General features: G+C 61.7%; 13 protein-coding genes and 2 riboswitches. Of the genes, 3 read left to right on the plus strand and 10 right to left on the minus strand.

The features are described from left to right. A partial coding sequence (locus SO156_RS24660) for an ATP cone domain-containing protein (protein WP_498536548.1) occupies window positions 1-326 on the minus strand: 326 nt, incomplete at its 3' end. Window positions 327-449: 123 nt separating this feature from the next. After that, window positions 450-666, minus strand: a riboswitch (cobalamin riboswitch). A 263-nt stretch (window positions 667-929) separates the two neighbouring features. After that, window positions 930-1,135, plus strand: a riboswitch (cobalamin riboswitch). 215 nt (window positions 1,136-1,350) lie between these two features. Between SO156_RS24660 and SO156_RS24665 the strand changes: the two genes are divergently transcribed. After that, window positions 1,351-3,717 carry a TonB-dependent receptor gene (locus SO156_RS24665; RefSeq protein WP_498536595.1) on the plus strand — a complete coding sequence of 789 codons (2,367 nt, stop codon included), beginning with the start codon at window positions 1,351-1,353 and terminating at the stop codon, window positions 3,715-3,717. Here SO156_RS24665 and SO156_RS24670 read toward each other — a convergent pair. Then, entirely contained in the window at window positions 3,707-4,021 is a 315-nt protein-coding gene (locus tag SO156_RS24670) for a family 1 glycosylhydrolase (protein ID WP_498536596.1), read from the minus strand. The two genes, SO156_RS24665 and SO156_RS24670, sit on opposite strands and share 11 nt — an antisense overlap. A gap of 144 nt (window positions 4,022-4,165) precedes the next feature. Between SO156_RS24670 and SO156_RS24675 the strand changes: the two genes are divergently transcribed. Beyond that, on the plus strand, window positions 4,166-4,543 hold the full coding sequence (locus SO156_RS24675) for an NUDIX hydrolase (protein WP_458146800.1): 378 nt from the start codon (window positions 4,166-4,168) through the stop codon (window positions 4,541-4,543). Between the two features lie 78 nt (window positions 4,544-4,621). On the opposite strand, the gene SO156_RS24680 is transcribed toward SO156_RS24675, so the two are convergent. From SO156_RS24680 to SO156_RS24710, 7 genes are all read right to left on the minus strand, one after another. Further along, window positions 4,622-4,984, minus strand: a complete 363-nt coding sequence (locus SO156_RS24680; protein ID WP_498536549.1) for an ASCH domain-containing protein — start codon at window positions 4,982-4,984, stop codon at window positions 4,622-4,624. Between the two features lie 18 nt (window positions 4,985-5,002). Then, window positions 5,003-5,548, minus strand: coding sequence for a P-loop NTPase family protein (locus SO156_RS24685; protein ID WP_498536550.1), 546 nt, complete (start codon window positions 5,546-5,548; stop codon window positions 5,003-5,005). Between the two features lie 189 nt (window positions 5,549-5,737). Then, window positions 5,738-7,102, minus strand: coding sequence for a H(+)/Cl(-) exchange transporter ClcA (clcA, locus tag SO156_RS24690; protein WP_498536551.1), 1,365 nt, complete (start codon window positions 7,100-7,102; stop codon window positions 5,738-5,740). 24 nt (window positions 7,103-7,126) lie between these two features. Continuing rightward, window positions 7,127-7,783, minus strand: a complete 657-nt coding sequence (locus tag SO156_RS24695) for a phosphoribosylanthranilate isomerase (protein WP_458146796.1) — start codon at window positions 7,781-7,783, stop codon at window positions 7,127-7,129. A 44-nt stretch (window positions 7,784-7,827) separates the two neighbouring features. Then, window positions 7,828-8,811 (minus strand): ABC transporter substrate-binding protein, encoded by a 984-nt coding sequence (locus tag SO156_RS24700; RefSeq protein ID WP_498536552.1) that lies wholly within the window; start codon window positions 8,809-8,811, stop codon window positions 7,828-7,830. Window positions 8,812-9,259: 448 nt separating this feature from the next. Continuing rightward, on the minus strand, window positions 9,260-9,772 hold the full coding sequence (locus SO156_RS24705; protein ID WP_458146794.1) for an OsmC family protein: 513 nt from the start codon (window positions 9,770-9,772) through the stop codon (window positions 9,260-9,262). Between the two features lie 14 nt (window positions 9,773-9,786). Then, the gene (locus SO156_RS24710) at window positions 9,787-10,602 is read right to left on the minus strand and encodes a class I SAM-dependent methyltransferase (RefSeq protein ID WP_498536553.1); all 816 of its coding nucleotides are present in this window, start codon (window positions 10,600-10,602) and stop codon (window positions 9,787-9,789) included. 124 nt (window positions 10,603-10,726) lie between these two features. Here SO156_RS24710 and SO156_RS24715 point away from each other — a divergent pair, with 124 nt between their 5' ends. After that, the gene (locus SO156_RS24715) at window positions 10,727-11,770 is read left to right on the plus strand and encodes an AraC family transcriptional regulator (protein ID WP_458146792.1); all 1,044 of its coding nucleotides are present in this window, start codon (window positions 10,727-10,729) and stop codon (window positions 11,768-11,770) included. A 123-nt stretch (window positions 11,771-11,893) separates the two neighbouring features. Here the strand turns inward: SO156_RS24715 and SO156_RS24720 are convergent, their stop codons facing one another. Further along, a complete protein-coding gene (locus SO156_RS24720; RefSeq protein ID WP_458146811.1) occupies window positions 11,894-12,388 on the minus strand; it encodes an RlpA-like double-psi beta-barrel domain-containing protein in 495 nt (164 codons plus the stop codon). Between the last annotated feature and the right edge of the window lie 13 nt (window positions 12,389-12,401).

A 12,401-nucleotide genomic window follows, 5' to 3' on the forward strand; every position in this document is an offset into this window, starting at 1 on the left:
AAGGCGAGTTCGACCTGATCCTGCACGTCCTCGATATGAAAGGTGCGCCCCTCACCTGCGCGGCGCATCAGGGCTGCCACGACTTCGGCCGTCAACTGCTCGACGCTCTCGTGAACGCGGCGCGAAGCAACCGCAGTGCTGCCCTCTACCGCAAGGAAAGCCTTGGTCATTGCGACCGCAATCTTGGCGGAATCGAACGGCGAGACCTTCCCGTTGCGGCGAATGATCTGCATGGCCGGCTCGCTGGAAGCAGCCGCAAGTGACTGTGGACGCAACTGGATGATGGGTGCGGAAGCGGTGTCCGCGTCGTGCAGGTTCAGTGACATCAAAGGGCCCCGTGATGCGCGCGTTGTGTTTGGACGGGGCGATAAGGAAGGACGCTGCCGGAACGCCGGCAGATGCGTTGCCGGACGGTGCGTGCAAGCGACCGCCGGGACACCCCGCCCGTGGACGTTCAGATCGTCACGGCAGGTCTCCTGGCTCGCAGGTCGTTGCTTGCTTCCTGTCTTCCCGGCGCAGGCGCACCAGTGACGTTGTCCGGAAGCAGCTCGCTGCTGACAGTTGCGGGGGCAGCGCCGGAATTCCGCACCAAAGGCGCAGTTCACCGGCTTCCCTCTTAACCACTACATCTTGCGACGCAGTAGGACCGTGACACCCATATATGGAGATATTCGGAGCGAAGTGTCAATGAGTGATCAAGTCGCGCTCGCCGATTTGCTTGTGGAATGCGGGAATTTTGCCGCCCTTCGTTCCGCATCTCGCGATTCGGCCAGCATGCGCAATCCGTTCCTCATCGGGCCGGGCCGAGAGTAGGGAATACTGGACAGATAGTTGCCGGCGCGCCACGCTCGAGTAGCCATCTTCTCTAACTGCGACATTTTGGCACGGACGTGATGGTGACCACGCGTTGACGCGCCCAGTCCGCGGATGCCAGTTTTTTCAGCGGTGGTGTCCGCAAGGGCTCTTCAAGGGAATGCGGTGCGTCCGTTTTGGCGGACAAATCCGCGGCTGCCCCCGCAACTGTGAGCGGATAGCCGACGACCAACAAACCACTGGAGCGCCATCGGGGCTCTGGGAAGGTGGTCGGAGGCGACGACCCGCGAGCCAGGAAACCTGCTACCGGTCATGGTCATGCGCGAACGCGTCGGGCGGGGTGCCTCGGTGTCGTAAAGAGTAGCCGGTGCATCTACCGCAAGGGGCGAAGGTAGATTGCCAAGGCGACCGCGGTGACGGTTCGTTGCTTCGCCGCAGAGCGCTTACGTGAAAAATTTCAGCTACTACCATGGTGCCGCACCAGATCATCAGCGCACCTCGCGCCGCTATCTTTCTTCGACCGCGGTTTCTCCGGTCCTGATCGCAATTCTTTCATCGCTGCTGCCATCGACGGCTGCCGTTGCGCAGACTGCGGCCCGGGATAAATCCGAGCTCGAGCCGGTGGTGGTCTCTCCGCCTCCGAAGCGGCCGCGCGCGGTCAGCGCCGACAATCAGGACGCGCGTGCTGTGCGCCGTGCTGCTGCACGCAAGCCGGCACCCGTAGCTACAGCCACTCCGACGACCCAGCCTCAGAATGGTGCCGCCCCGACGCCGCTGAATACCAATGTCGTCACCGAGGCCGGATCGCGCCTCGGCATCACGGCGCGGGAAATGCCGGCGACCGTCGAGGTGATCAGCCAGCAGACGATGCAGGATCAGGGCATAAGGACGACGACCGAAGTTGCCAAGGCGGCGGTGGGCGTGATCGGCGGCGATGCGCCGGGCGCGCCCGCCATCTTCTCGATGCGCGGCTTTGCCGGCGACCAGATCAGCACCCTCTATAACGGCATCCCGATCGGGCCGTCGACCATGACCGGTCGTCCGATGGACGTGGCCGGCTTGCAGCAGGTCGAGATCATCAAGGGACCGGACTCGCTGGTGGCGGGCCTCGGCGCGACCGGCGGCGCCATCAATTACGTCAACAAGGCGCCGCACACAGGTCCGATCGTCAACGATGCCTTCACCTCCTACGATTCCTTCAACGGCTACCGCGCCGGATACGGGTCGGGCGGCAGCACGCTGATCGACGGCCTCGACTATCGCTTCGACATCAGCCATTTCAACGACAAGGGTTTCATCGACGACACCTATTCCAAGCTGAGCAATGTCTCCGGCCAGTTGAACTATCGTGTCAACGACAGCCTGAAGATCTGGGGCGCGGCCGAATACAGGCAGGATAATGACCGCTTCTACTGGGGAACACCGCTGGTGCCGGCGAATGCACCGGGCATCGTGCCGACAACGGGCATCGTCTCCGGGGTCTGGAGCAACTATTACCTTGGCGGCGGCACGCCGGTCCCGGTCACCATCGACGCGCGCACGCTGACCACGAACTACAACGTGCTCGACAATCACAGCGGCGCCAGCGAGCTGTGGCTGCGCAGTGGCTTCCAGTGGGACATCACCAACAACGTCTCGCTGAAGAGCCAGGTTTACGGCTATGACGCCCACAGGCACTGGTTCAACAACGAAATCTCGTCGTTTGACCAGACCGTCGGCGGTTTTGCCGGTGCGCAGAGCATCTATCGTGAGCGTCTGGCGCTCGATCACGCGCAGCAGCTCTACGGCAACATCACCGACCTCACCGTCAACTCCAACATCGGCGGCCTGGACAACCGCTTCGTCGCCACCGTCATGGCGAGCAACAACCAGTTCAACGTCTCGCAGGACACGCTGTTCTTCAACGACTATGTCGACCTGCTCAATCCGGATCGCGGGCTCTATGGGCCCCGCAGCGACGAGAAGATCTACACCCGCGTCAACACTGCGTCGCTGTCGTTCGAGGACCGGATCAAGCTGACCTCGACCTTCGCGCTGATCGGCGGCATCCGCTTCGAGGACATCAAGCTGGACCGCACGCGCTTCGACCCTGATGGCGTGCTGGAATCTGCCAAGGGCTATCCGTTCTCGACCACCTTCAATCCCATCACCGGCCGCATCGGCTACACCTGGGACATCGCGCCCGGCGTGATGCTGTACAGCCAGTATGCAACCGCAGCCGATCCGACGGTCGCCAACATCTTCATCCTCGCGCCTTCGGTGCCGTTGCTGCTAACGACGTCGCGGACATACGAGACCGGCGTGAAGGTGCAATCGGCCGACAAGCGAACCGAGTTCACCGCGTCCGTGTTCGATATCGAGCGCAAGAACGTCTACGTTCCCGAAAGCGGCATCGTCTTCAACGTCGCCGGCAAAATCGCCTCCAAAGGCATTGAGCTCGCGGCCGCGACCAATCCGTTCGGAGGACTGAAGCTGTGGGGCAATGTCGCTTTCGTGCAGTCGCGCTTCGTCGACTTCAGCTACGTCGATGACAATGGCGTGTTCCAGTCCTATTCGGGCATGACGCCGCCGAACGTTCCGAACTTCGTTGCCAATGCCGGCGCCTCCTATCGCTTCCAGACGGCCTGGCCGGTCGAGATTGGAGCCTCCGTCCGTCACGTCGGCGACCGCTTCAATTTCCAGGACAATCTGGTGACGATGAACGCCTACACGATCTTCGATGCATTCGCCTTCGTGGACGTGCCGAAATCGTATTTTCGCGGCGTCGACCAAACGCGGATTTCATTCCGCGTGAGGAACCTGACGAACAAGCTTTATGCAGCATGGGGCGATCCGGGCTACACCGACCAGATTATCCTGGGCGCCCCACGCAGCTACGAGCTGTCGGCCTCGTTCAGGTGGTAGCTGCGCAACGGGGAATGCGGTTGACCGCACCCTCGACCTGGTAGGACGAGGTCGCAGTGCCCCAGAGGAAGCCCGGCGGAAAGCCTCCCGCCGGGCGCGGCGCCGCTGCCGGTCCCCTCGACGCATCCTCCGGGCCGCGATCCCCACTGCGGACAGCCCCGCGATCTTCGCAAACTGGCGACGCGAGACCTCGTCCGGCATGGGTTCTGTTCTCCTTCCATTCGCTTCGGACTGGCGCAATGGAGGGCCCCGGCCGATTTGAGAGGTGAAGTTCGGGGAAGATCGTGATGCGCTGCTGGTGTATCGAGAGCGCTCAGGGCAAACTTGGTCACGCTCCGGCCTCGCCCAATACCGGGATAATACAGGGTCTCAAACGCAGCGCCCGTTGTTGAAGGCCGAGCCGACCGGTCTAGACTGATACTCATTAGTGAAGGCGATTCGCAGCGATATGGCAAAATCCTCCAAGCTGGTTGCGGCAAAGAAGGGGCGCGTGCTCCTGGTCAGACGACGGCGCGATAAGCGCTGGATGTTCCCGGGCGGCCGCAGGCGTGCAGGTGAGAGTGATAGGAAGTGCCTTCGCCGCGAGATCGGGGAAGAATTGCCGAACCTGAAGCCCGGTCCTTTGAAGCTCTGGAAGGAGGTCAAGAAGAAAAACCGCCGAACCGGGCGGAAGATGAGCGATGCGATTTTCCTGGCGAAGAACGCCTCCGGCGAGTTGAAGATCGGAGACAAGAAGGAAATCGACAAGGCGGTCTGGTGCAAACCGCGGGGGCTCAGACTAACGCCGACATCGCGTTACATCCGGGACAGGCTGTTTCCGAAGTGAGCTCCCAGGCTCGCAATCACGGCTTCGAACCCGAACCATCGGTGGGATCGTCAGGCGAGCCGATGGTGGACTTTGCGATCATTTGCCGAGAAGCAGGTTGGCATCCACTTCGTAGATGCCACGAGCAGCCCGAATCTGCACCTCCGATGCCACGCGGCGAATGTCAGTCAGCTCCCACGCCAGCCATCCTTCTTCAAAGTAGCTGGCGCAGGCAGCTTCGATATCAGCTTCGACAAAAGGCCGCACAGCCAAGACCCTGGCGATAGCGACGGCGTGGCCATGGCGGTCCTCATCGCCGTCTTCGCAGAGAAACCTGCCGTTTTCGACGATCAGCAAATCTTCCGCCGGGGAGATGTCGGGTGCCCAGCGCCGGACCTCCAGCGTCTTGAGACCTGCTGCAATCTTGCTGCCGCTCGGCCTGACAACGGATAGAGCCTTCATAAAGCGTCCCCCAAACCGTCAGCTTTTACCGACGCTGATCAGGGAACGCGGCAAGTTGCTTGTGAACTTCTGCACCTCGGCCGGTGATCTCAGAATGATTCCGCGGATCCCCTGAGGGAGATTAGCCAGAAGCTCTGCATGTCGGGCTCGGCTGCGTGTTGGATAGGTCCAAACCCAGTCTCTGAAAAACGACCAGTCGAACTGTTCGGGGTTTCCGGCCCCGGTATCACCGCGTTCGCGGCCGTAGTTTCGGATACTTCGCCATACCGCTCGCGGAAAATAAACGTAGCGCGGCAGGTCGAGCCAGATGAGGGCTTCGGCCCGCGGCAGTCGAAGATCGAGATGGCTTGAGTAATTGCCCTCAATAATCCAGGCGTCACGTGCGGCAGCCTCAGCCATTCTCGCACGAAAGAGTCCGGTCTCCGAAGCCGACCACCCCGGATTCCAGTAAAGGGCATCAAGATGCACGACGGGAAGCCCAAGGCGTTCGCCAAGGCGGCGCGCAAGCGTCGATTTGCCGGCGCCACTCGGACCGAGAATGAGGATACGCCTTGGCACAACCATTGGCGTTATCTCATCCAATGCACCACGTTCTGCGGTGCTGTTTAGCGATGCGGAACCGCGGCGGCAAGATCGCAGTAGTGAACTTCCTGCTCACAACTCCCCAGCACGTGGTGAATGAAAGAGGCTCGGGATGGACCGTGCAACGGCCGAGTTGGGGCCACTGGCGGCGGTCGAGGCAAGCGCCGTGCGCTATGCCTTTGTCGACGATTGGTTGGCCTTCAGCGGTCCTCTCCGTCTGATTTGCCGCTCCAAGCGCAGCGTATGCTCACGCAGGGAATCGTAGATCGGTGCGTCGCCCAGCAGCGTGGGTAGCAGCATCGCCATGAAGCAGGCACCCAGCATCGGCAGCAGCATTGTCACGTTACCAGTCATTTCGGCGACGAGAACGATGCCGGTCACCGGCGCACGTACCACGCCGGTGAAGAAAGCGGCCATGCCCACCAATGCAAATGCTTCCGGCGGGATCGCGAGCGTCGGGAATGCAAGGCGGCAAGCCGCTCCGAACAGCTGCCCAGACTGGGCTCCCAGCACGAGCAAGGGTGCGAACAGTCCGCCGGGAGTGCCCGCGGCGTATGAGAGAGCGCCGAGCCCAAACCGGACCAGGAATGCGCCCCCTACGATCACTGCGCTTTCTTGGCCGATCAGCGCGCGCTGCGTGATCTGATCTCCGCCGCCGACCAGTTCGGGCGCGAACCAGGCCAGTATGCCGACGCTGGCGCCAATCAATCCGGCGCGGAGCTCCATCGGTAGCCGTCCGAACCGGTCACGAACTGCGATGGTCGCGAGCAGGCTGCGATTGTACGCGACGGCCAGCAGGCCCGCGATGCCACCCAGAGCAAAGAACAGCGGGGCGGACTCAGCGCTGGGATAGCTCAGCGGCCCGACCTGGAAGTCGGGCGCGTCACCGAGAAGCAGCCTTGCGACCGGGATCGCCGTTGCCAGCGCTGCAAGTGCGGCGATGGCAACACGGTGTTCGATCCTCTGCACCAACTCCTCCAGCACGAACACGAGCCCGGCAATCGGCGCATTGAAGGCGGTTGCAAGGCCGGCGCCGGCGCCGGCCGCCAGCAGCACTCGGGAGTCCGCCCAGCAGAGCCGGCAGACGCGCGCAGCGAAAACCGCGATACCAGCGCCCATCTGGACGGTCGGCCCCTCGCGACCCAGCGCCAGCCCGGAGCCTATCGCCAGTATCCCCCCGATGAATTTCACTGGCACCAGACCAAACGGAGCCGGTGGAATCTCCTCGTGCAGGACAGCTTCGACATGCGGAATGCCGCTGCCCGAAGCGTGCGGCGAGAATTGCCGCACCAACCACGCGGCAACCAGGGTTGCGAGAGCGCACGCGCCGACGACAATCAGGAATCCCCAGACCGCGTGGCCATGGGCCCAGGCGATCATTGCATCGCGCAGACGATCGGCATGCGCGAGCAAAAGCCGGAAGATAGCCCCAACACATCCGGTGGCTGCTCCTATGACGAGCGCCATCGCCGCGAGCCCCAATAGGCCGCGACGTTCCTCTTCGACTTTTCGGTCGGCATTGGGGTTATGGTCCACAGAAGGTCGAAGCCTCCGAGCTGGTTAACCGCTCTTCGCAGCGCGATAGAAAGCTTCGACCTTCGCCAGGTCTTTTGCGTGGGTGCCCTCGCGGTCGGTCTTTGTTTTTGAGTCGACGCCCGCGGGTTGGACAGACCGGATGGCCTCTTTGACATTGTCTGGTCCGAGGCCACCAGCGAGTATGACCGGGGTACGTACGGTCTCGACAATCGTTCGACTGATGCTCCAGTCATGCGTTACGCCCTGCGCACCGATTTGGATATCGCCCATGCGGTGACTATCAAGCAGGATCCAGTCGACAATTCCATCATATGTGCGCGCCACGTGCACCGCCACAGGTCCCGTCACGGGTACGCTACGCATGAATTTGATTTTTGGCAGCGACTTTCGCAGCGCCACGACATGATCTGGCGTAAGCAATTCGTTTGAAGCGCCAAGATGCACGATCGGTGGATCAAGCTCCCTGGCCATCCGTTCGATGAGAGCGACATCCGCCGAGAGGAACAGCGCTGAAAGTACGGACGGCGCCTGGATCGCCTTCATGACTGCGGCGGCCACGTGAACCGGAAGCTCGCGAGGGAAAGACCCATCGCCGACAAGCACGCCGACATGATCCACACCGATTCCCGATATTGCCTTGGCTTCGGCGGGTGTCGCTACCTCATAGATTTGCGTCAGCATGGTTCAACACCCCTTCCCCGGAGCCAAAAGCGACATTCTCTTAGCTATTCAATGACCTGATCTGCGCTCGTCAGAAGATCCGGCGACAGCCGAATTCCGATGGCATCGGCGGTGCGGCGATTGATAACCAATTCGAATTTGGTCGGCTCCTCAATCGGTAGCTCGCCCACCGATGTGCCGTTGAGCAGCTTGACCGCAAAGCGCGCGAGCTGGCGATAAATTGCGTCGATGTTGGGCCCGTAAGACATGAGGCCACCCGCATCCACATATTCGCGGGCGTCGAATACGGCGGGCAGCCGGAGCTTACGGCACTGCTCGGCGATCAGTTTAAGATTGGTCACTACCGTCGGATTGCGGAACGCGATGATGCCGTCGAGATGTTCCGCGCCTGCCTCGCTGAGGGCTGCGGCAAGATCGCCGGCCGAGCGAGCATTCAAGGCGACGAGTTCAAGTCCCAGCTGTTTCGCCGCCTCTTCCTCGGCCTGCCAGGCGCGCTGCGCATTCGGCCAATCATTGCGCAACAGCACCCCGACGCGGAGTGCCGACGGCACGACCTCCTTGAGCAGCGACAGCCGCTTTGGGGTCAATTCCTCGGCGAGACTGTAGACGCCGGATATGTTGCCACCTGGCCGGGCCAACGACCTGGCCATGCCGTTCTCGACCGGATCATCGTTAAGACGTCCGATGATCGGCACTGTCTTGGTGACACGCGCGGCTGCCGCGACCGAAGGCTGACTGGTCGCCAAGATGAGTCGGACATCGAGGTCGATGAGCTCCGCCGCGAGATCCGGCAATCGTGACTCCTTGTCTTCGCCGTAGCGTTCGACCAGCAGGTAGTCGCGTCCCTCGATCTGGCTGAGCGCATCCATGCCCTCGCGGAACGCTTTCAGTTGATCAGGGGAGTGACGGGGGCCTTGTATCTTGAGCCAGCCAATCTTGGCCGGCGGGCCGGCGCTCCAAGCTCCTGGCGCGGTGATGGGCCATGCGACCGCGCTGCCAATCCATACAAGAACATCCCGGCGCCTCATGCTCGAACCTCAGGCTTCAGGATCGTTGATCCTAGCGATGCGGCGCAATCGTTGGAAGGGGGCGAAAGAATCGCGGTCAATGTCGCAGTTGGGCCATGCGCGTCATGTCCGACCCGGGCGCGGGGCGTCTGGTTATACCCCAACAGTCGAGCGTGAGCAGACCTTCCGGGGACAACACCTTCGGGCCAATAGGTAACATTTAAGGGCCAACAGGTGACATTCCCCTAAATGTCTTTTGTCAGCCAACTCGACGAGGAGTGCCCTTGATGTCGCCAATGGGATGGGAGGCACTCGGGCAGTGGGGTGAAGACGTCGCTCGCATCGAGCCCACTCGCCGGCGACGCGTACGCGATCAAGCGGCTTGTCCAAGTTCGAGCGGTCTGAGCAGCGGCAGCGGCTCGACCGCTCTGGGTCATAATGCGAAGAATTCATCCCGGCAGCCGTCCACTCAAACTAGCGATATATCGAGGGTCACCGGTGGGCTATCACGTAGGGTGCAGCTCACGGGCGAGTGAGCGTCGGCCCACGTCGCTAGCTCGCGCAACCGGGAGTCTTCCACGCCATCAGCGCCGATCCTGATTGACATGCGTATGTCGCCAAATGCGGTGGGCGCATTGGGAATGCCAACAAGGCCGCGCGCGTCGGACTCGCTCTTCACGGAAACCTCGAGTTGTCTCAGCTCGATACCGAGCATGGCAGCGCGCATCGCGATGGAGGTAGCAGCACATGAGGCCATGCCAGCGCGCAGCAGCCATCCGGGACTGAGACCGCCGCCCTTGCCTCCCATCGGCTCCGGCATGTCCGTCGTGGCTTTCTCCCCTTCAGGACCGGTAATCTCGCAGGACAGACCGTTGCGCCAGACGGCGGTTGCGGTCGAGCCGGCCTTGCGCGCCGCCGCGGGCTTTTCGAGAAAGATTCTCTGCGCTCGTTCCAATGCACCGCGCGCTTGCAGATTCGACATTTTTGTTTCCTCCCTCACTTCGTTCCAGCAACAATCACAAACTCTCCCGGTATCGCGTAGCTCTCGCCTTGCCGATGAGGTGAAATGGATCGTAGATAGTCATCGCGCGCCTCCGCCTTGGTTTCTTCGGAGAACCGGCTATAGGCAAGGGCGACGGGCCCGCCGACAAACGCGGCTTCGCATGCCTCGTTGGCACCTGCGTAGTGAAGCCGCGTCTCCAGGCGCCTACACTCAATCTGGCCGAAGCCAGCGGCTCCGAACGCCTGTTCCAGCGCATTACCGGCACCGAGCCGGAAAAACATCGGACAGACCTCCGAGTGCACGCGAGCGTCGACGATAGGAAAGATTTCCGCCCAACCGCACTCGCTGCGCTGGCCCCAAACCGCGCAGACGACCCGGCCACCGGGCTTCAGGATGCGGTGCATTTCGCCAAGGGCGATTTCCGGATGAGGTACATACATGAGGCCAAGGGCGCACAGCGCCACGTCAAATGAAGCACCGTCAAGTGCCAGCTGTTCTGCATCCATGCGGTGGAACACCGTGTTGGCAACACCCCTTGCTCTTGCGATGTCACGCGCGGTGGCAATCATCTGTCCGGAGATGTCCGTGCCGACGACCTCTCCGCAAGGCAAGACGATCGACGCGGCTCGAAAAGCTACCAGGCCTGTGCCGCACGCGACGTCCAAAACGCGCTCGCCTGAAACAAGATCGGCAAAGTCGAGCAATACGGCCTGCGCGGGTTCGAGCTGCTCCCGCCACAGATTCTCATAGTAATTCGCGGCCTTGTCCCAGCCGTAGCGCTGCACGCGCTTTTGAAATCTGCCGTGCATTGCGCCCTCATGGGTTCTCTTGCGTCAACATCTATCCATGCTAGCCTCGACACAATGCTCGGGACGCTCAGAGTCATTGCCCGGACGCTACGGCTATGAAATGCGAGCGTGAGAGGAGACTCGGATGGACGTCTTGTCCGAAGTTCTGCGCGTCGTACGCCTCTCGGGTGCTATCCATTTTTGCGGGGAGTTCACACGCCCGTGGTCAATTTTGTCGTCTCCACCAGAGATGCTGGCGCAACGCCTCCTTCCCGGGGCAGAGGCCATCATTCCTTTCCACATCGCGACAGCGGGCAGGTGCTGGCTATCCTGGGGCGCGGTCCAACCCATTCCCATCGAAGAGGGTGATGTCGTCGTGTTCGCGCGTGGCGCTCAGCATACATTGGCGAGCGACCTTGGCTTGACGCCGGTCCCCATCGGCAGCATCTACCGACCTTCTCCGGGGCAAATTTCCATCCTGCACCACGGTGGAGGGGGTGACGAGTGTCGCTTCGTGTGCGGCTTCCTGCATTCGGATCAGCGCTTCGGCCCCCTTCACGACGCTATGCCTGCTCTCACATGCGTGCGGGTGCGTGATGGTGCGGTCAGGCTCGAGGCCTTCACTGACGTGGGTAAATATGCGGATCCGATCACTCTGGATCATGACCCGCGCTGGTGGACCGCAGCGATTGACCATTTAGTCAGCGAGACCGCCAAGCCAGGCCCCGGCAACCGGGCTATACTGGCAAGACTGTCGGAACTGCTCTTCACGGAGATTGTGCGCTGGCAACTCTCCTATATCAGCGAGGGACACGGCGGCTGGCTCGCTGGACTTAACGACGCGCATGTTGGCCGAGCCCTTAGTCTGCTGCATGCCGAACCGGCACGACCGTGGACGGTGGAAATGTTGGCACAGCAAACCGGCACATCTCGTGCGGCGCTCGCCAGGCGCTTCGTTGAACTGGTTGGCGAGACACCGATCCAATACCTGGCGAAATGGCGAATGCATGTGGCGCGGCGCCAGCTGCGCGAAAGCAAGCTTGGTCTTGGGGAGATAGCAGGGCGCGTCGGCTACGAGTCCGAGGCTGCGTTTAGCCGCGCCTTCCGCCGCCTCGTCGGCGTCCCACCTGCAAGCTGGCGGCAATCCACCATGGATTCACACAAACTCCAGGACGGCGGGCCTCGATAATCCGACGTCTCGCGCATGGGCGAGACGTCCGCTTAGGATTAATGTGGGACTCGGCGGGGAGTGCAGCTCCCAGCGCAAAGCGGACGTTTGTGGTGCTGCAACTACGCTCGCCTCCAATCACGTCTAGGCAATTGGTCCGGGTATCCAATCGTCGCCTGAAAGTGGCGTAACCTTGACGTCGGCAATGACCCCCCGTTGCAGACTCGGATCGAAATGGCGCATCGTCCGCTCATTGAAATCGATGATGCGACCGGGCGTGAGAGGTCCTACATCGTTTATTTTGACGATGGCTTTCTTGCCCGCTCCCTCAACGAGGGCATATTTCGGCTTCGTGCCATACTGAACCCCGCCAAACATCTTACGCAAATTCGTTTTGATGGCGGCCGCCCATGCAGATGGATCATAGCGCTCCCCGGAGGCTGTATTCACGCCACCCTCCCGCCATCCGGGCCGGAACGGGTTGTACATGGATGCTGCGCCAACGACCGCGGGCCCAGAGGCGGCATTATTGAGGGCATCTGAACGAGCCGCACCGACTTCACTTCGGGCCATGGCAACAGGTGAGATAGCAAGCGTCATTACCGCGCCGCAGATTGCGGCGCTCAAGCGAAACACGATCAAGACTCCTTGA

This window comes from Bradyrhizobium sp. UFLA05-125 (assembly GCF_059803515.1).